Consider the following 19,511-nt stretch of genomic DNA (forward strand, 5'->3'; position numbering starts at 1 on the left):
CGCCCACGACCCCTCCAGCCGCCACTTTCCCTACGAAAGCTCGGCCCACAACCCCTCGAACCGCCACTTTCCCTATGAAAGTGGCGCCCTCGAGTCGGTCAGAGGACGTACTTGGGCCGGGCCTCGAGCGCCGCGACCAGCCGGTGTGCCTGCGCCAGGTAAGCCGCGACCTGGTAGATCCGCCCTCCCGGGTTCGCCACCAGCCAGCTCGCCGCCGCGGAGGCGGAGGCGAAGAACGGCTGTCCCGCGCAGGCCACCCCGTCGACCCCGTCCAGCCCGAACCCGAGGTCGACCGCCGCGACCACCGCCGACGGCGGGTCGACCAGGAGGATCGCGTGGGACACCAGCTCGATGCGGATGCGCGTCCCGGTCACCGGGCAGATCGCCGCCGCGTGGACGCGCTCGCCGGTGGCGATGGCCAGCAGGAACATGTCGACCGTGCCGTCGGGGCCCGCGCCGAGGGTGCCCTCGGCCGGCTGCAGGCGGTGGTGGGCACCGCGGGGGGCCGGGCCGGTCGACACCAGGTCGCGGTGCAGGGTGAAGCCGATCAGGTCGACCAGCCGCCGGGCTTCGGCCGGGGCGACGCCGACCGTCGCGGCCAGCCGGTCGACGCCGACCGGGTGGCGGCCGGCCCGGGTCAGCTTCAAGGCGGCCCACGCGAGCCGGGCGGCCGCGACCCGGTCGGTCTGCGAGGTCGTCAACGTCCGGCTCCTTCCGCACTCCATCCCTTCGACGTTAGGCGCCGGTGACACGCGACGACAACGACACGATCGGACATTTTGCCGCAAGCCGGAGACAACGCCCCCGAACGGACCAGCGCCTCACCCAGCTGGTCCACAAAGGACCCCGGAAACTAGAGGAGGCGCAGCTGCTCGACCGGAGCGGCCTCCGGCGCGGACGGCGAAGGGCCCCGCAAATCGAACGCGGTCTTGGTGTCCAGGCCGTGCCGCCGCAACAACGGCCCCACCCGTTCCGCCAGCCCCTCCCGGTACGCCTTCCGCACGTAACTCCCCCGGGCGTACAGCTCCCGGTACCGCGGGACGAGCTCCGGGTGCGCGCCCGCCAGCCAGCGGCCGAACCACTCGCGCGCCCCGGGGCGCAGGTGCAGGGCGAACGCCGTGACGCTCGACGCGCCGACGTCGGCGAGCTGCGTGAAGAGCGCGTCCAGCGCCTCCTCGGAGTCGGTCAGCCACGGCAGCACCGGCGCCACCAGCACCGAGCACGGCAGCCCGGCCTCGCGGGCCTTGCGGACCAGCTCCAGACGGGCCCGCGGGCTCGGGGTGCCGGGTTCGAGGCGGTGCTGCAGCTCTTCGTCGAGCAGCGCGATCGACACGGCGAGCCCGACCGGCACGTCCCGGGCCACGTCCCGCAGCAGCGGCAGGTCCCGGGCCAGCACCGTGCCCTTGGTCAGCACCGACAGCGGCGTGCCGGACCGCGCCAGCGCCGTGATGATCCCCGGCATCAGCCGGTAGCGGCCCTCGGCGCGCTGGTAGGGGTCGGTGTTGGTGCCCATCGCGACGGGCTCGCGCCGCCACGACGGCTTCTTCAGCTGCGCGGTCAGCACCTGGGGGGCGTTGACCTTGACGACGACCTGGGTGTCGAAGTCGCGGCCGGCGTCGAAGTCGAGGTAGGTGTGGGTGTTCCGGGCGAAGCAGTTGTGCGACACCATGCCGTCGGCCACGAAGTCGCCGGTGCCGGTGGTGATGTCGAACAGCGGCAGCTGCAGGCCCAGCGGCTCGATCGCCTCCACGCGGCGGCGGCTCGCGCCGATCACCGCGCCTTCGAGGGACCGCTTCCACGTCACGGCGGGGTTGCTGACGTGCAGGAACCGCAGCACCTCGGCGACACCGCCGAGCAGCCGGATCTCCTGGCGCGTCGGGAACTTCGGCACCTCGTCGAGCTGGTGGGCGAAGCCGAAGCGGGCGAGCGCGGCGGTGAAGGCGTCGGCGATCTCGGGCTCGTCGTGCGCGACCGCGAGGACACCGCGGCCGTAGCCGCCCGCGAGGTCGAAGACGCCGGCGAGGAACCCGCGCTGCCAGTGCGCGTCCGGGTCCGGCGGCACCTTGAGGAACCCGACCGACGCCCCGAAGTCCGGCAGGTAGCGCAGCGCGCGCGTGGCGGCGTCCGGTTCGGCGGCGAACCCGCCGGAGCGCAGCATCCCGCACAGGTAGCCGGCCCGGTAGCCGAGCGTTTCGTCGGGGGTCGGCTCGAACCGGCCGACGCCGATCAGCTCGGTGCCGGGTTCCAGGTGCGGCCGCTGCGCGGCGCCGAACTTGCTGCCGGTGACGTGCTTCCAGCCCCTCGCCGTCAGGAACCGGTGATCGCCGCTCGCGACGAGCCGGGTGCCGTCTTCGAGGGTCACCCGGTACGCGGCGCGCAGGGTGGTCCAGTGCGCGAGCACCCGGGTGGGCACCAGCCGCCGGGACGCGCCGTGGCCGCGCGTGCCGTAGATCTCGTCACCGACCTGCAGGTCCGACAACGCCTTCGTCCGGCCGTCCGCCAGCAGGATCCGGGTGCCGCCTTCGAGGCAGTAGGTGCAGGCGTGGGAGCAGCCGCGGTACGGGTTGACCGTCCACCCGAAGGGCACGCCGGAGCCGTCGGGCACCTTGTTCAGCACCGACCGGGCGTGCACCTCGTGAAAGGTGACGCCGTCGAATTCCGGTGACCGCACCGATCGCACCAAGCCCTCGAGCCCGGGCAGTGCCGGTTCACCCTCCCCTGTCCGCTGCCGATCCCATCGCACGCCGTCAGTCGAACATATGTTCTAGACGAGTGTCAAACCGGTTCACCACAAGCGGATCACGTGGTGCTGGTGTGACTGCTGGGGCGCTCAGGACGTGAAGCGCTCCAAGGCCCGGATCTTGTTGGTCGCGTCCAGCGCGGCCACCTTGTACGCCTCCGAAAGCGTGGGGTAGTTGAACACCGCGTCGACGAGGTAGTCGACCGTGCCGCCGCAGCCCATCACCGCCTGTCCGATGTGGACGAGGTCGGTCGCGCCGGTGCCGAACACGTGGACGCCCAGCAGCGTGCGGTCCGTCGTGGACACCAGCAGCTTCAGCATGCCGTAGCTGTCGCCGGTGATCTGGCCGCGCGCCAGCTCGCGGTAGCGGGCGATGCCGACCTCGTACGGCACCGACGACGACGTCAGCTGGGCCTCGGTCGCGCCGACGTAGGAGATCTCGGGGATCGTGTAGATGCCGATCGGCTGCAGCGCGCCCAGCTCGTGGGCCGGCTCGCCGAACGCGTGGTACGCCGCGAGCCTGCCCTGGTCCATCGACGTCGCCGCCAGCGCCGGAAAGCCGATCACGTCGCCGACCGCGTAGATGTGCGGCACGGCGGTGCGGTAGTTCTCGTCGACCACCAGCCGGCCGCGCTCGTCCGCGGCCAGACCCGCCGCCTCCAGGTTGAGCTCGCCGGTCATGCCCTGGCGGCCGGCGGAGTACATCACGCCGTCGGCCGGGATGCGCTTGCCGCTGACCAGCGTCGTGATGGTCGCGTGGTCGGACACCGCCACGTCCGCGACCTTCTCGCCGAAGCGGAAGGTGACGCCGAGGTCGCGCAGCTGGAACTTGAGCGACTCGACGATCTCCGGGTCGCAGAAGTCGAGCATGTGGTCGCGCTGCTCGACCACGGTGACCCGCGAGCCGAGCGCGGCGAACATCGACGCGTACTCGATCCCGATCACCCCGGCGCCCACCACGACCAGCGACGACGGGATCTGCTCCAGGCGCAGGATCTCGTCGGAGTCGAGCACGCGGGCGGCGTCGAAGTCCACCTGCTTCGGCCGCGCCGGTCGGGTCCCGGTGGCGATCACGACGTGGCCGGCCGACAGCGCCCGCCGGTCGCCGCGGTGGCGGCCTTCGACCACCACGGTGTGCGGGTCGGTGAAGGAGGCGGTGCCGTCGACCAGGTCGATGTGGTTGCGCATCAGCTGCGCGCGCACGACCTGGACCTCGCGCCCGACGACGTGCTGGGTGCGCGCGAGCAGGTCGGCGATGGTGATGTCCTGCTTGACGCGGTAGCTCGCGCCGTAGAGCTCCCGCTGGTTCATGCCGGTCAGGTAGAGCACGGCTTCGCGCAGCGTCTTGGACGGGATCGTGCCGGTGTTGACGCACACCCCGCCGACCATGTCGTGCCGGTCGACGACCGCCACCCGTTTGCCGAGCTTCGCCGCGGCGATCGCGGCCTTCTGGCCGCCGGGGCCCGAACCGATGACGATGAGGTCGTACTCGTGCTCGCTCACGACGTCGAGCCTGCGCACCCGGCGGCCTCGGCGCAACCCCCCGCCGGTGAAGATCCGCGCAGTTCCGCGCGGCGAACGGCAGCGAGGCGCTGTCGCTGGTGTCCCGAATGACTCGTCCGGGACGTACGAGGTCCCCAATGACTCATTCGCGACCTCGGCCGTGCGCCCGCCCGGCAGCCGAGAGTCGTTCATGACCTGGCTGTCGCACCCGCCGGCCAGGCGCACCCCCCAGCGGCCGGATATCAGGAGCGGAGGGCGCCGCGGCGGCGCTGCCAGTCCGTGACCGTCTCCAGCCCCGCTTCGATCTCTTCCGTGAGCAACGCCGCCAGCTGGGCCGCGACGTCCCCGCCCAGCAGCTCCCCCACCCGGTCCGTCAGCGCCAGCGCTTCCCACGGCGACGCCGCGAGCGCACCGGCCGCGACGCCCGCCTCCGGCGGCGCCAGGCCTTCCTCCAGCCCGAACCGCCCGGCGGCGAGCAGCGCCGCGACGACGAGGTGGGGCTGGGCGTCGGCACCGGGGAACCGGAACTCCAGCCTGCGGTTCCCCGCGGGCCCGGCCACCCGCACCGAAGCCGTCCGGTCGTCGTGGCCCCAGCACACCAGGCGCGGGGAGAACGGCGCCGTCCGCAGCCGGACGTAGCTGTTCCACGTCGGCGCCCACACCGCCGTCAACGCCCGCGCGTCACGGAGGACACCGGCCAGGAACCCGCCCAGCAGATCCGGCTCCGACCCGTCCACTGCGGACAGCGAAAGGTGCACGTGCCCGGAACTGCCCTGCCCCGGCTCCGGGGCCGCCAGGTAGTCGGCGGTGACGCCGTGGCGCGCGGCGGTCCGGCGCACGAGAAGCTGCTGCAGCAGGACGTCGTCGCACGCGGCCAGGGCGTCGCGGTGGCGCAGCACGATCTCGTACTGCCCCGGGTGGCACTCCGCGCGCGCCGACTCGACGCCCAGCCCGGCGTCGTCCAGCTCCGTCCGCAGGTCGCGCAGCAGCGGCGCCAGGCGTTCGGTGCCGCCGAGTGCGTAGTCCACGCCGTGCGCGGTGAGCGGCGCGCCGTCCGGATCGCGGAACACGACCTCGTGCTCGATCCCGACCGACGGGACCAGCCCCAGGCCCTCCAGCGCCGCCAGCTGCCCGCGCAGCACCTCGCGCGGCGCCAGCTCCGTTGCGGCCCCGGACGGCCACCCGGCGTCGCACACCACCGCCCAGGTCCGGTCGCCGAGCGGGATCGCGCTCGCCGCGTCCGGCCGCACCCGCAGGTCGCCGAAGCCTTCGAGGTACCCGCCGAGCACGCCGGACGCCGGCAGCGGATCCCGCGACGGCGTCCACGCGAAGACGTAGCTGCAGACGCCGTAGCCGTCGGCGAGGACCTCGGCCGCGAAGGGCGCGGCGAGCTCCACCGCGGCGAACCGGGCGTGCGGGTCGGGGACCAGCAGGAGCAGCCGGGCGCCGTCCTCGGCGAGCACGCCGCGCAGCACCGCCTCCCCCGCCGCGGCCGCCGCGCGCCGGGCGGCCAGGTCCCGCGGGCCCGCCGGCCGCGCGAACGGCGTCACCACGCGCCACCCGGATCCGGGGCGTGCAGCGGGTTCGGCACCCGGCCCCAGCGGACGTCGAATTCGTCGTCGCGCTCGACCTTGTCGAAGCCCTGCCCGGCGAAGTGCTCGCGGTTGAGCGTCACGCGCTCGACGTCCGGGGCGAACAGCCGGCACGCGTCGAAGCGCGCGGCCAGGTCCGGGTTTTCGTCGCGGTAGCGGCCGACGATCTCCCGCACCGGCGCCCAGAACGCCGCCCGCGGCAGGCCCAGCTCGTCGAGCAGGAGCTCGGCCCAGAACCGGAACTGGCCGGAGAACACCGAGCTGAACAGCGACTGGGCCAGCAGGTGCGCGGGCCAGCGCAGCATGTCCGCCGCGGCCTCGGGCGGGAGGCTCTCGTAGCTTTCGACCTGCTCGTCGAGCAGGTCGACGCCCTGGGCGAAGTCCTTGATCAGCACCCGCTGCGGGGCGCCGCCGGCGTCGACGACGAGGATCAGGTTCTGGCCGTGCGGGCAGAACCCGACGCCGTGGCGCAGCAGCCACTGCAGCAGCGGCGTGAGCACCAGGTCGAACAGCCGCGTCAGCCACCCTGCCGGATCGCCGCCGCCGATCAGGTGGGCCAGCACCGAGACGCCGTCCGGCCCGCGGTACGGCAGCGCGGCGAACGAGATCGCGCGCTCCCCCTCCGCGAGCCGGATGGGCTCGCGCCACAGCGCACCCAGGGTTTCGTGGAACCGGTACGGCAGCTCTTCGAGGTGCCCGAACAGCGGGTGCTGCACCGACACGCTCGCGACCTCGCCGAGCAGCCCGAAGCGGTACTTCTCCGCCAGCAACGGGTCTTCGGCGCCGATCCGGCGCAGCCACGACGTGACCGCCGGGCCGGCGAGCGTCGCCGCGGAGTTGAGCCCGCGGTAGACGAGCGTGTTGCGCACCGACACGGCGGTCTTGACGTCGTGGCGGCCGGGGGTGCCCACGTTGGCCAGGGTCCGGACCGTCTGGTGCGGCCGGTAGGCGTCGGCGCTCTCCCCGAGGTCGATCACGACGCCGGTGGCGAGCTCGGCGGCGTAGAGCGTGCCGAGGATCTCGTCGGCCTGCCAGGGGTGCACGGGCACCCAGACGTAGTCCTCGGGAGCGCGTGCGGCGAACTCCGCCCGCAGTTCGCCGAGTTCGGCGTCCAGCAGCGCGTCCCGGCTCAGCTCGTCGACGCAGCGGAACTCGGCGTGGTCCGGGTGGACGGCGAACCAGCGCAACCGGAGGTCCGCACCGGCTTCGGGCGCGTACCGGGCCCGGTCGCGCGCGGAAAACCCGACACGGCCCTTGTTGAGCACCAGCCGCGGGTGGCCGGTGAGGTGCCCGTCCGCGATGTTGTAGTCCAGGCCGGCCAGTTCGGCGGCGGTCGGTGCGCGCCGCAGCCGGGCGGCCTCGTTGGCGACCGTCGCGGTCAGCTCGGCCAGGACGTCCGCCAGCCGCAGGCCGCTCAGCCCCAGGACCTGCCGGGCGTCCACGACGAGGGTGCGCGGGTCGGTGGCGGGCTCGCCGTTGCGGTGCGCGCTGCCGGGTTCGACCGTCCAGGCGTCGAAGGCGCCGCGCCGGGCGCGGAACGTGTAGCCGGCCCCGGGCAGCTCCAGCCGGTACGCGTCGCCGTCGGCGACCGGCTCCAGCAGGTGCTCGTAGGACAGCTCGCCGAGCATCTTGTGCGTGATCAGGGCGCCGGCCGCGCGCCAGGCGGCCGCCTCGTCGATGCTCACTTCTCCTCCAGGCCGAACGTGGTGAAGGCGGTGCGGTCGGGCAGCTCGTGCACGGTCTTGCCGCACACGGCGTTGAGGATCACGGCCGCCCGCCACGCGCCGAGACCGAGGTCGGGGGCACCGGGCCCGTGCGTGTGCCGCTCGGCGTTCTGCACGAACAGCGCACCCGGCACGTCGAGCGCGACGCGGTAACCGGCGTCGACTTCGAGGCGGCCCCGCCGGTCGCGGTGGACGGCGTCGCCGAGCCCGGCCAGCAGCGGCCCGATCGGCGCCTCCGCGTACCCGGTGGCCGCGACGACGGCGGCGGTGCGCACGGTGCCGCCGCGGCCCTGCTGCGCGTGGCGCACGCCGAGTTCGATGCCGTCGTCCACTGTGGACGCCGAGACGACTTCGACGCCGGGGGTCAGCACCGCCCCCGGTGGGCCGGTGATGCTGCGGCGGTAGAGCTCGTCGTGGATCGCGCCGATCGTTTCGGTGTCGATGCCCTTGTAGAGCTGCCACTGCGTGGGCAGCAGCCGGTCGCGGACGGCTTCGGGCAGGCCGTGGAAGTACGCGGTGTAGTCCGGGGTGAACTGCTCGAGCCCGAGTTTCGAGTACTCCATCGGCGCGAACGCCGGCGTCCGCGCCAGCCACCGCAGGCCGTCCACAGTGGACCTGGAGCGCAGCAGGTCGAGCACCACCTCGGCGCCCGACTGCCCGGACCCGACGACGGTGACGCTGCCGGCGGCGAGGAGTTCGTCCCGGTGCGTCAGGTAGTCGGCCGAGTGCAGCGCCAGGACGCCGGGATCGGCGACGAGGTCCCGCAGGGGCTCCGGGATCGACGGCACCGAGCCGACACCGAGCACGACGTTGTCCGCGAGCACCGGTTCCCGGCCGGCGATGGTGAGCTCGAAGGCGTCGCCGGCCCAGCGGATGCCGGTCACTTCGCGCCCGAAGTGGCACGACGGCAGCCGCGCGGCGGCCCAGCGGGCGTAGTCGTCGTACTCCACGCGGGGCAGGTGGAACCGTTCGGCGAAGTAGAACGGCAGCAGCCGGCCGCGGTCGCGCAGGTAGTTGAGGAAGGAGAACGGGTTCGTCGGGTCGACCAGCGTCACCAGGTCGGCCAGGAACGGCACCTGCAGCGTCGCGCCCTCGACGAGCAGCCCGGGGTGCCAGCGGAATTCCGGGCGGGCGTCGAAGAACACCGCGTCGAGGCCGTCGACCGGGGCGGCGAGCGCCGCGAGCGAGAGGTTGAACGGCCCGATCCCGACGCCGGCGAGGTGGTGGCGCCTCACGAAGCGACCGGGCTTTCCCGGCCGGCCGGCAGTTCGGCGCCGGCCGTGGCGGCGATCCGGTCGAGCAGCGGGAGGTAGTCGCCGGCGGTGGTGTGCGGGTGCAGCAGCGTCAGCTTGAGCCACAGCTGGTTCGCGCCGCCGGGCCCGGTCGGCAGGGCGGCCCGGCCGATGACGGCGGTGCCCTCTTCGAGGAGGGCGCGGCGCACGCGCGCGACGAGCTCGTCGCCACCCCTCTCGTCGGCCGCGACCGGCCGCAGGACCACGGTGGACAGTTCCGGCGGGCCCCAGAGCCGCAGGCCGGGGTGGGCTTCGACGCGCCGGGCGACCTCGGCCGCGGTGGCGCAGCAGCGTTCGACGAGCGCGCCGAGGCCGTCGGTGCCGAGTGCGTGCACGGTGACGGCCATCCGGAAGGCGTCCGGCCGCCGGGACGTCCGGATCGAGCGGCCGAGCAGGTCCGGCAGGCCGGCTTCGGTGTCGTCGTCGGCGTTGAGGTATTCAGCGCGGACGGTGAGCGCGCCGAGATCGGCGGCCTCGCGGGCGGCGAAGAGCCCGGCGGCGACCGGCTGCCAGCCGAACTTGTGCAGGTCGAGCGCGACGGAGTCGGCGAGTTCCAGCCCTTCGAGTTTGGTCTTGAGCGTTTCGCTGCACAGGGCCATGCCGCCGTAGGCCGCGTCGACGTGCAGCCGGGCCCCCGCCCGGCGGCAGATTCCGGCGATTTCGGGCAGCGGGTCGAGGGTGCCGGTGTTGGTGGTGCCGGCGGTCGCGACGACGACGCTGCCGGGGGTGAGGACCTCGGCGAGGGCGCCGGGGAGCAGGCGGTCGCCCTCGCACGGGACGACGATCGGGGCGGGCAGGCCGAGCAGCCAGGCGGCGCGGGCGACGCTGTGGTGGGCGTTGGCGCCGCAGAAGCTCCGGAAGATGCCGTTTTCCCGGGCTAGCAGGAGGCCGAGCAGGTTGGATTCGGTGCCGCCGGTGGTCACGACGGCGTCGGGGCTTTCCGCACGCGGGTAACACAACCGGGCGATCCCGGTGGTGAATTCGCGCTCGAGTTCGCTGGCCACGGGAGCCTGGTCCCAGGAGTCCATGGAGGGGTTGAGCGCGCTCGCGACAACATCGGCGGCGACCGAGACGGCGAGGGGCGGGCAGTGCAGATGGGCGGCGCAGGCGGGATCCGCCGGATCCGCGGAGCCGGCGGCCAGGAGGCGGCTGAGTTGTTCGAGCGCGGCTTCGGCCCCGACACCGCGGCGGGGCAGGGCACCGGTTCCGGCGGCCGGGGCGGGTTCGCCGCGCTGGGCGGGGGTGGCGCCGGGCGTAGGGACTTCGGGCTTGCGGCGCTCGGCAACCACTGGATCCGGCTCGCCCGGCACCGGCCCGGCACCCCGCACCGCGATCACCGGCTCGTGCCCACCGAGACCCGCGGCCGCCCGGCCCAGCTCGCCCGGCACCGGCCCGCCGCCCGGCACCGCGATCACCGGCTCGTGCCCACCCAGACCCGCCACCGCCGGACCCGGCTTGCGGTGCTCGGCGACCACCCGATCCGGCTCGCCCGGCGCGCCGGGCACCGGCCCGGCACCCCGCACCGCGGTCGCCGGCTCGTGCCCACCGACACCCGCGACCACCGGGCCCAGCTCGCCACGCTCCGCCACCAGGGCCGCCGCCACCGCTGCCGGGCCGCCTGCCGGGACCGGGCCGCCGCGTTCCGCCACGCCGGCCGCCATTCCGCGCAGGGCCACCGGGATCAGCTCGCCGAGCCGGTCCGCGCCGCCCTCGCCACCGGCCAGCCCGTCTGCCCGCATGTGCCCGCCTTCCTTAGGGTTGCCTTGCCTACGCTGAGCAACAGTACGGCGACCGGCGGCTGCCTGTCATCCGGCCCCGTCCAGCATGCTCGACCGGGTGGCCGAACGCGTCGGCCATCGGGAGTAGGTTCACCGCCGGGAGGTGATCAGCGTGCCCCGGTGGGACGTCCTGGCGGCGATCGGCGCCGGCGGTGCGCTCGGCAGCCTCGCCCGGTACGGCCTGTCGGTGGCGATCCCGCACGCGCGCGGCGAATTCGCCGTCGCGACGCTGCTCACCAACGTGCTCGGCTGCCTGCTCATCGGCGTCCTGATGGCGATCCTGACGACCACCGCCCGGCCGCACCACCTGCTCCGGCCGTTCCTCGGCGTCGGGATCCTCGGCGGGTTCACGACGTTCTCCACGTTCGTGACCGACACCCTCGACGCAGGCACGACCGGACGTCTCGTGGGATCGCTGGCGTACGTGGCCGCGTCGCTGGTGCTGTGCCTGGCGGCGGTCGGCGCCGGCCTGACGGCGACGCGCGCGGTGCGGAAGGGACACGCATGACGCCGGTCCTGGTGGCCCTCGGCGGCGCGGCAGGCTCGATCCTGCGCTACCTGATCGACCGGAAAGTCCAGCAGTGGCGCGATTCGCCGTTCCCGTTCGGCACGCTGACGGTGAACATCGCGGGCTCGTTCATCCTGGGCTTCCTGAGCGGCTGGCTCCTGCACGGCGCGGAGCCGTCATCGGTGCGCGCGCTGGTGGCGGTGGGCTTCTGCGGCGGCCTGACGACGTTCTCGACGTTCGGCTACGAGACGGTCCGGCTGTTCTTGGAGAAGACGCGGCTGTACGCGGTGCTGAACGTGGTGGTGACAGTGGCCGCGGGCCTGGTCTCGGGAGCCCTCGGCCTGCTGCTGGCCACGGCGATCTGGTCCTGACTCAAGCGCCCCAATGTGGCGTTGGTTGCGTCCAACGCACCCAATGTGGCGTTCGGTGCGTCCAACGCACCGAACGCCACATTGGGGCGCTTGGAGCCTGCGTCAGCGCGGGGCCAGGCCGCGCACCTGCTCGAACGGGTCCTCACCCGTCGGCAGCAGCGCGATGATCGGCGTTGTCAGCCCGTTGTCCACATAGGCCTGCACCTGCTCCCGGCACGACTCCACACTGCCGTGGATCACCAGCTCGTCCACCACCGAATCCGGGATCACCTGGTTCGCCTTCTGCCGGTCCCCGGCCGCCCATGCCTCGTGCATCGGGGCCAGCGCCTCACCGCGTCCCAGCCACTCGTGGAACGCCGCGTACACCGGGACCGTCAGGTAGCTCGAGATCAGCATCCGCCCCAAGCCACGCGCCGCCTCGGTGTCCTCCGTCGGGCAGACGAAGATCCGGGCCGCCAGCTCGACGTCCGGGCCCACGACGGACCGCACGCGCGGCACGTCCGAAGCCGCCAGCCAGTTCGTGATCGCGCCGTCGGCCTCGCGCGCCGCCAGGCGGAGCATGCCCGGGCGCAGGGCCGCCAGCATGATCGACGGCGGCGGGTCGGCCGGGCGCTCCAGGCGGAACTTCGAGACCGCGAACGTCTCGTACTTCTCGCTGACCTTCTCCCCCGCCAGCGCCGACCGCAGGAACCGCAGCGTGTCCCGGGAACGCGCGAACGGCTCTTCGAACGGCGCCGCGTTCCAGCTCGAGACGATCACCGGGGACGACGCGCCGATGCCGAGGACGAACCGGCCCGGGGCCAGCTCCGCGACCGTCGCCGCCTGCATCGCCAGCAGGCCGGGGCCGCGCGTGTACACCGGCACGATCGCGGTGCCCAGCCGCAGCTGCGGTGCCCACTGCGAGGCCAGCACGAGCGGCGTGAACGCGTCGGTGCCCGCCGTCTCGGCCGTCCACGCGTCGGTGTAGCCCAGGTCCGGCAGCTGTTCGACCAGTTCGCGGTGCGCCGTCAGCGGCACCCCGGTCAGCGGGATCGTGAGGCCCCAGCGGCTCATGCGCGGCCTTCGCTGACGCTCGGCCCGGCACAAGCCGGGGGCGCAGTGTTGAATGGTTCACTCGCAGGCTCGTTCACGCAGTCTCCTTTTCGACGACGGACAGCTCGCGCAGCAGCCAATCGACCTGCGTGCGCATCAGGTTCTCCGCGACCTCTTCGGCCTGCGGCGTCATGTGGGTGGCGCCCGCCAGCGGCAGGAAGACGTGCGGGCGGCCCTTCGCCAGCAACGCCGACGACAGCCGCAGCGCGTGCGCGACGAACACGTTGTCGTCGGCCAGCCCGTGCACGATCAGCAGCGCGCGGCTCAGCTCGCCCGCGCTTTCGATCAGCGAGTTGTGCGCGTAGCTTTCCGGTTCGTCCTGCGGCTTCCCGAGGTACCGCTCGGTGTAGTGCGTGTCGTAGAGCGACCAGTCGGTGACCGGCGCGCCCGCGACGGCCGCGTGGAAGACGTCCGGCCGGCGCAGCACCGCCAGCGCCGACAGGTAGCCGCCGTAGGACCAGCCGCGGATCGCGACGCGCTCGGTGTCCAGCTCCGGGAACTGCAGAGCCGCCGCCTGCAGGGCGTCGACCTGGTCCTGCAGGGTGACGTCGGCGAAGCGCCCGGCGATCTCGCGCTCCCAGACCGCGCCGCGGCCCGGGGTGCCGCGGCCGTCGGCGACGAGGACCGCGAAGCCCTGGTCGGCCAGCCACTGCGGGGTCAGGAAGGCGTTGCGGCTCTGCAGGACGCGCTGGGCGTGCGGGCCGCCGTACGGGTCGAGCAGCACCGGCAGCTTGCCCTCGCTCGGCTCGTACCCGCGCGGCAGGAGCAGCGCCGCACGCAGGCTCCGCTCCCCCAGCGTCAGCCAGGTAAGGTTCGGCACGACGTCCGGGTCCACAGTGGACGAAGTGATCGACGTGACCGGCGAGCCGTCGCGCAGCACCGAAACGCGCGGGCCGCTGTACTCCAGGCTCCACGACGAAAGCACGGTGACCGCGGCGGTCCCGGCGCCGACGTGCACGCCGTCCACAGTGGACAGGCGACGCACCGAAGCGCCTTCCGTCCGGAAGACGTGGATCTGGGTCGGGTCGTCCTCGGAAGCGCTGAAGAGGATCTCGTCGCCGATGTCGAGCACCGCCCGCAGCTGCAGCCCGGCCGGGGTGACGGCCTCGCCGCCGACGAAGAGCCGGTGGTCCCCGTCCACCATGCCCTCGGTGACCAGGCGCCCGTCGGGGGTCCACGCCGGCACGCCGCCGACGATGTCGGTCCAGTGCTGGTCGACCGCGGTGTGCACGACCGACGTCGAGCCGTCGGTGACATCCAGGGAAAGGACGTCCATCCGCTTCTGGTCGCGCGGCTGCACGGCCAGCAGCGGCGCGCCGCCCGCCGACCAGTGCACCGACGCCAGGTACTCCCACTCGCCCGGCCCGACGTCCACGCGGGAGCCGTCGAGGCCGAGCACGGACAGCGACACCAGTGCGTTCGTGGTGCCCGCGGCCGGGTAGGCGACGACGTTGGCCGGGTGCTGCGGGTTGGCGGGGTCGGCGATGGTCCAGCGCGGGACCGGGCCCCGGTCGGAGCGCTCGGCGAGGATGCTGCGGCCGTCCGGGGCCCACCAGTAGCCGCGGGTGCGGTCCATCTCCTCGGCGGCGATGAACTCGGCGAGGCCCCAGGCGATGTCCTCGCCGTCCTCCTCGACGAGCACGCGGTCGTCGCCGGTGGCCAGCTCCAGCACGTGCAGCCGCCGGTCCTGCACGTAGGCGACGTGCGTGCCGGCGGGGTTCGGCCGCGGGTCGATCACCGAGCCGTCGACGCGCAGCGTCACCTCGCCCGAAGCGAGGTCCAGGGTGTGGAGCTTGCCCGAGAGCGAGAACACCGCGACGGTGAAGGCCGCGTCGACGCCGTAGTGGACGACGCCGCCACCGGTCTCGCGAGCCCGTTCGCGCCGCGCGCGCTCTTCGGCGGGCAGCTCCTCCTCGCCGGGCAGCAGCTCGGCGGCGTCGACGAGCTTGGTCTCGGTGCCGCTCGCCAGGTCGGCCGACCAGAGGCTGTGCCGGGGGTCGGTGCCCGACTCCGCGCGCAGGAACAGCACGCGGGAGCCGTCCGGGGCGACCCGGAACTCCTTCGGCGCGCCGAGGGTGAAGCGCTGGGTCCGGGCCTGTTTGCGGAGGAACGGGAGGTCGTCGACATCGGTCACGCCCGCACTCTTCCAGACGATCACGACGGGACGCCAACACCCTTGAGCTTGGCCAGCTCCGCGTCGACGTCGTAGTCCGGCGCCGGGAACCGCGGCTTCAGATCGGCGAGCGTCTCGATGAGCAGCTCGGCGACGGCCCAGTTCCGGTACCACTTGTGGTCGGCGGGCACCGCGTACCAGGGCGCCGTCTTCTCGAAGATGTCGGCGTAGGCCTCCTGGTAGGCGGACCAGTGCGAACGCGCCTCGAGATCGCCCGGGTTGTACTTCCAGCGCTTCTCCGGCGTGACGAGCCGGGCCTTGAGCCGCTTGACCTGCTCTTCCGGCGAGATGTGCAGGAACACCTTGAGCACGGTGGTGCCCGCTTCGGCCAGCTCGGCCTCGAACGCGTTGAGCTCGGCGTAGCGGCGGCGGCGCTCGGCGCCGGTGAGCAGGCCGTTCACCCGCGGGACCAGGACGTCCTCGTAGTGCGAGCGGTCAAAGACGCCGATCTGGCCGGGTGCGGGCAGCTGCTTGCGGATCCGCCAGAGGTAGTGGTGCCGCTGTTCGGCCGCGGTGGGCTTCTTGAACGCCGCGTACCGGACCCCCATCGGGTTCACCAGGCCGAGCACGTGCGAAACCGTGCCGCCCTTGCCGGAGGTGTCCATGCCCTGCAGCACGAGCAGGACGCTGCGCCGGCCGCCGCCGACGCCCTCGGCGTAGAGCGCCTCCTGCAGCGTCGACAGCCGCTCGCCCGCGCTGCCGAGCTGCTCGAGGGCCTTGGCTTTCTTGCCGGGCCCGACCGGGGCCGCGCCCGGGCCGGGCAGCTCACCGCCGATGCGCAGCGCGTCCCGGACCCGGCTTCCTTCGTCCTTCTTGGCCATCCGAGAAAAGTACCCGTTCAGGCGGCAGCTTTCGCGGCGAAGAGTTTCCGGAGTGCGAAGCGGGGTGCCACGCAGCGATTCGGGGGTCCGACGCGGATATTGCGCAACGAACACCGGGTGAAAGCAATGATTTGCGGCTGAACTCTGCGTGTTCTGCCTCTAACCTGAACACATGACGACGTTCGCCGGACGGGAGACCGCCGCCCCCACCGCCGCGAGCTTCATCGAGCTCGACGAGCGGTGGAGCACGCACAACTACCACCCGCTGCCCGTCGTGCTCGCCGAAGGCTCGGGCGCCTCGGTGACCGACGTCGAAGGCCGGTCCTACCTCGACTTCCTGTCCGGTTATTCGGCCCTGAACTTCGGCCACCGCCACCCGGACCTGATCGCCGCCGCCGTGGCGCAGCTCGGGCGCGTCACCCTGACGTCGCGGGCGTTCCACCACGACCAGCTCGGCCTGTTCTGCCGCGAGCTGGCCGCGCTGACCGGCACCGAGCTGGTGCTGCCGATGAACTCCGGCGCCGAAGCCGTCGAGTCCGCGGTCAAGCTCGCCCGCAAGTGGGCGCACCGGGTCAAGGGCGTGCCGGACGGCACCGCCGAGATCATCGTGGCCGGCTCGAACTTCCACGGCCGCACCACCACGATCGTGTCGTTCTCCACCGACGAGACCGCCCGCGCCGACTTCGGCCCGTTCACCCCCGGCTTCGTCACGGTGAAGTACGGCGACGCGGCCGCGCTGCGCGACGCCATCAACCCGCGCACCGCCGCGGTGCTCCTGGAGCCGGTGCAGGGCGAGGCCGGCGTCATCGTGCCGCCGGAGGGGTACTTCGCCGACGTCCGGCAGGCCTGCGACTCCCACGGCGTGCTGCTGATCGCCGACGAGATCCAGTCCGGGCTGGCCCGCACCGGCACCGTGCTGGCGCTGGACCACGAGGGCGTCCGCGCCGACGTCTACACCCTGGGCAAGGCCCTGGGCGGCGGCATCCTGCCGGTGTCCGCGGTGGTCGGCCGCCGGGACGTCCTCGGCGTGCTGAAGCCGGGCGAGCACGGCTCGACCTTCGGCGGCAACCCGCTGGCCTGCGCGGTCGGGCGCGCGGTCGTCAAGCTGCTGAAGACCGGCGAGTTCCAGCAGCGGTCGGCCGAGCTCGGCGCCCACCTGCACACGCGGCTGACCGCGCTGATCGGCCACGGGCTGTCCGAGGTCCGCGGCCGCGGGCTGTGGGCGGGCATCGACATCGCCCCCGGCGGCCCCGAAGGACGCGCGGCGTCCGAGGCGCTGGCCGCCCGCGGCGTCCTGTGCAAGGAGACGCACGAGCGCACCCTGCGCGTCGCCCCGCCGCTGGTGATCACCCGCGAGGAGCTGGACCGCGGCATCGACGCGATCGCCGAGGTCATCCGCCCCTGAAACCACCCGGACGCCGTCGGCTGAGCCTCCCGCCCCGGCGGCGTCCGGGAGCACAACGTCCCGCGCAAGATCGAGGGGCGGCCTCTGTCGGGCCGGCCTGCCGAGAAGCGCCCATCCCGCCGGGCCGACCGGCCGGCGCCCACCCACCGGCGTCCGGGAGCACAATGTCCCCTCCGGACGTTGTGCCCGGTATGGGATCAGGGGAATGGGTGGAACGGCCGCTGGTCGGCACCGGCAGCGTGACGCCGGCCGAGCTGTACGAACAGGGGAAGCGGCTCCGGGAGAAGACCCCGGCCGCGGTGCACGACCACCCGGTCGCGGCGCCGGACCGGCCGAGCGCGAAGTTATACTTCGAGGCCAGCCAGGCCGGACGGCTGCCCGAGCTGGCCGGATTGCGGCGGGAGCGGATGCTCGCCTCGCCGTTCACGTTCTTCCGCGGCGCGGCCGGGCTGATGGGCGCCGATCTCGCCGGCACGCCCTCGTCCGGGGTCTCCGCCCAGCTCTGCGGCGACGCGCACGCGGCGAACTTCGGGCTCTACGGCACGCCCGAAGGCAAGATCGTGATGGACATCAACGACTTCGACGAGACCGTGCCGGGCCCGTGGGAATGGGACCTCAAACGGCTCGCGGCCAGCCTCGTGCTCGCCGGCCGGGAGGGCGGCATCCGCGAGGCGGGGTGCCGCGAGGCCGCCGAAGACGCCGTCAAGTCCTACCGCCGGACCATCCGCGCGCTGGCCGAGCTGCCGTTCCTGCGCTCGTGGAACGCGCTGCCGGACTCGTCGGTGCTGTCGAAGGCGCGGGCCGACGAGCTGATCGACGACTTCGCCGACGCGGCCGAGAAGGCACGCAAGAACGATCACGCGAAGGTCGCGGCGAGGTGGACCGAGCGCGTCGACGACCACGAGACCGGCCTGGCCCGCCACCGTTTCGTCGCCGACCCGCCGGTGCTGACCCACGTCGACGAGAAGACCGCGGAAGCCGTCGCCGCCGGCCTGGTGTCCTATGTGGACACACTGCGCGAGTCGCGGCGCGCGCTGATCGGGCGGTACCGGCTCGCCGACGTCGCCTTCCGCGTCGTCGGCACGGGCAGCGTCGGGTTGCGCAGCTACGTCGCCCTGCTGCACGGCAACGACGACGAAGACCTGGTGCTGCAGGTGAAGCAGGCCCAGCGACCCGCGCTGGCGCCGTACCTGGACCTGCCGGCGGCGGAGCACGAAGGGCGCCGCATCGTCGACGGTGCCCGGCTGGTCCAGGCCGAGACCGACATCCTGCTGGGCTGGACCACGATCGACGGCGTCCCGTTCATCGTCCGCCAGTTCCGCAACCTCAAGGGCGACATCGACCCGTCGGAGCTCGAGAGGGACCACCTCGACGACTACGGCAGGCTGGCCGGGGCGCTGCTCGCCCGCGCCCACACGCGGTCAGTGCACCCGAAGCTGCTCGCGGGTTACTTCGCCGACGAGTCGGAGCTGGACGAGGTGCTGGGCGCGTACGCGGTGCGCTACGCCGACCAGACGGAAGCCGACCACGCCGCCTTCGCGAAGACCTGACCGGAGAGGAAGCCGGTCGGCAAGCTACCTCCGCCCGCGTCGCAGCACCGAACTCATCCGGCCGTGACCAGCGCGGCGACGTCCGCCGCGCAGCCCCACGCCAGGGTGATCCCCGCTCCCCCGTGGCCGTAGCAGTGCACGACCTCACCCACCCGCTCCAGCCGCACCTCGCGCCGGAACGGGCGCAGGCCCACCAGGGACCGCAGCACCTCCGCCCCGGCCAGGCGCGGCTCCAGGGCCCGGCAGCGGTGCAGGATGTCCGCCGTCACCGCGGGGTTCGGGTCGGTGTCGCCCCGGCCCGGCTCCTCCGTGCCGCCGCACACCACGTGGGTGCCGTGCGGGATCACGTACGTCACGCCCGGGCCCGTCTCGTCGACCACGAACTCCGGCAGGCCCGGGTCGGCCACGTGCACGACCTGGCCGCCGACCGGGACCATCGAGCCGTCGCCCGCCAGCGCGCCCGCGCCGAGGCCCGCCGCGTTGACCACGACGTCCGCGCCGAGGCCGGACAGCGACGTCAGCGACCGGTACTCGACGGGCACGCCCTGCTTGGCGATCCGCGAGAACAGCCAGTCCAGGTACACCGGCGTGTCGACCACCGCCGTCGTGAACTCCACGCGGTCGCCGTCACGGACCCCGCCGTCCACCGCCGGCAGCCACTGCGGGTCCGGCTGTCCCGGCGCCAAGAGAACCCGGCCGCGGCGGAAGCGCACCCCGGGCGCGTCCTGCCCGCGCAGCACCGCGAGGCTCGCCGCGGTCCACCGCACGATCCGCTCGTCCGGCCGCCGCACCGGCGGATAGACGACCCCGCCCGCGACGGCCGACGTCGATTCCCGCGGCGGGGCCGCCGCCACGACCGTGACGTCGTGGCCCGCTTCGGCCAGCCGGTACGCACAGCTCAGCCCGACGATCCCGGCCCCGGCGACGGTCACTCGCATCCCCGCATCGTGACGCACCCGGGG

Annotated in this window: 15 protein-coding genes; 4 read left to right on the forward strand and 11 right to left on the reverse strand. The window is 73.4% G+C overall.

The window, feature by feature from the left end; all coding sequences use genetic code 11:
* Positions 1–98 precede the first annotated feature (98 nt).
* The 7 genes from merB to Q5425_RS06390 form a co-directional block, all read right to left on the reverse strand.
* A complete protein-coding gene (gene merB, locus Q5425_RS06360; protein WP_308671148.1) occupies positions 99–701 on the reverse strand; it encodes an organomercurial lyase in 603 nt (200 codons plus the stop codon).
* Positions 702–853: 152 nt separating this feature from the next.
* Entirely contained in the window at positions 854–2,743 is a 1,890-nt protein-coding gene (locus tag Q5425_RS06365) for an intein-containing Rv2578c family radical SAM protein (RefSeq protein WP_308671149.1), read from the reverse strand.
* Between the two features lie 87 nt (positions 2,744–2,830).
* The gene (sthA, locus tag Q5425_RS06370; protein ID WP_308671150.1) at positions 2,831–4,243 is read right to left on the reverse strand and encodes a Si-specific NAD(P)(+) transhydrogenase; all 1,413 of its coding nucleotides are present in this window, start codon (positions 4,241–4,243) and stop codon (positions 2,831–2,833) included.
* A gap of 242 nt (positions 4,244–4,485) precedes the next feature.
* Positions 4,486–5,793: a glutamine synthetase gene (locus tag Q5425_RS06375; RefSeq protein WP_308671151.1), complete on the reverse strand. Its 1,308-nt coding sequence runs from the start codon at positions 5,791–5,793 to the stop codon at positions 4,486–4,488.
* Positions 5,790–7,520, reverse strand: a complete 1,731-nt coding sequence (locus tag Q5425_RS06380) for an IucA/IucC family protein (protein ID WP_308671152.1) — start codon at positions 7,518–7,520, stop codon at positions 5,790–5,792. The genes Q5425_RS06375 and Q5425_RS06380 overlap by 4 nt, the downstream gene beginning before the upstream one ends.
* Complete coding sequence (locus Q5425_RS06385) at positions 7,517–8,794, reverse strand: SidA/IucD/PvdA family monooxygenase (RefSeq protein WP_308671153.1); 1,278 nt, start codon at positions 8,792–8,794, stop codon at positions 7,517–7,519. The genes Q5425_RS06380 and Q5425_RS06385 overlap by 4 nt, the downstream gene beginning before the upstream one ends.
* Positions 8,791–10,590 carry a pyridoxal-dependent decarboxylase gene (locus Q5425_RS06390; protein ID WP_308671154.1) on the reverse strand — a complete coding sequence of 600 codons (1,800 nt, stop codon included), beginning with the start codon at positions 10,588–10,590 and terminating at the stop codon, positions 8,791–8,793. The genes Q5425_RS06385 and Q5425_RS06390 overlap by 4 nt, the downstream gene beginning before the upstream one ends.
* A gap of 142 nt (positions 10,591–10,732) precedes the next feature.
* Here Q5425_RS06390 and Q5425_RS06395 point away from each other — a divergent pair, with 142 nt between their 5' ends.
* The gene (locus Q5425_RS06395; protein WP_308671155.1) at positions 10,733–11,137 is read left to right on the forward strand and encodes a CrcB family protein; all 405 of its coding nucleotides are present in this window, start codon (positions 10,733–10,735) and stop codon (positions 11,135–11,137) included.
* Positions 11,134–11,508, forward strand: a complete 375-nt coding sequence (gene crcB / locus Q5425_RS06400; RefSeq protein WP_308671156.1) for a fluoride efflux transporter CrcB — start codon at positions 11,134–11,136, stop codon at positions 11,506–11,508. The genes Q5425_RS06395 and crcB overlap by 4 nt, the downstream gene beginning before the upstream one ends.
* A 102-nt stretch (positions 11,509–11,610) precedes the next feature.
* Here crcB and Q5425_RS06405 read toward each other — a convergent pair whose 3' ends face one another.
* The 3 genes from Q5425_RS06405 to Q5425_RS06415 all read right to left on the reverse strand — a co-directional run bounded on the left by Q5425_RS06405 (position 11,611) and on the right by Q5425_RS06415 (position 15,594).
* A complete protein-coding gene (locus tag Q5425_RS06405; protein WP_308671157.1) occupies positions 11,611–12,561 on the reverse strand; it encodes an LLM class F420-dependent oxidoreductase in 951 nt (316 codons plus the stop codon).
* A 73-nt stretch (positions 12,562–12,634) separates the two neighbouring features.
* Positions 12,635–14,734: a prolyl oligopeptidase family serine peptidase gene (locus Q5425_RS06410; protein ID WP_308671158.1), complete on the reverse strand. Its 2,100-nt coding sequence runs from the start codon at positions 14,732–14,734 to the stop codon at positions 12,635–12,637.
* A gap of 20 nt (positions 14,735–14,754) precedes the next feature.
* The gene (locus Q5425_RS06415; protein ID WP_308671159.1) at positions 14,755–15,594 is read right to left on the reverse strand and encodes a PPK2 family polyphosphate kinase; all 840 of its coding nucleotides are present in this window, start codon (positions 15,592–15,594) and stop codon (positions 14,755–14,757) included.
* 172 nt (positions 15,595–15,766) lie between these two features.
* Between Q5425_RS06415 and rocD the strand changes: the two genes are divergently transcribed.
* Positions 15,767–16,999 carry an ornithine--oxo-acid transaminase gene (rocD, locus tag Q5425_RS06420; RefSeq protein WP_308671160.1) on the forward strand — a complete coding sequence of 411 codons (1,233 nt, stop codon included), beginning with the start codon at positions 15,767–15,769 and terminating at the stop codon, positions 16,997–16,999.
* 191 nt (positions 17,000–17,190) lie between these two features.
* Positions 17,191–18,549, forward strand: coding sequence for a DUF2252 domain-containing protein (locus Q5425_RS06425; RefSeq protein ID WP_308671161.1), 1,359 nt, complete (start codon positions 17,191–17,193; stop codon positions 18,547–18,549).
* A 53-nt stretch (positions 18,550–18,602) separates the two neighbouring features.
* Here Q5425_RS06425 and Q5425_RS06430 read toward each other — a convergent pair whose 3' ends face one another.
* The gene (locus Q5425_RS06430) at positions 18,603–19,487 is read right to left on the reverse strand and encodes an FAD-dependent oxidoreductase (protein ID WP_308671162.1); all 885 of its coding nucleotides are present in this window, start codon (positions 19,485–19,487) and stop codon (positions 18,603–18,605) included.
* Between the last annotated feature and the right edge of the window lie 24 nt (positions 19,488–19,511).

This window comes from Amycolatopsis sp. A133 (genome assembly GCF_031082405.1).
In the GTDB taxonomy this organism is placed as follows: domain Bacteria; phylum Actinomycetota; class Actinomycetes; order Mycobacteriales; family Pseudonocardiaceae; genus Amycolatopsis.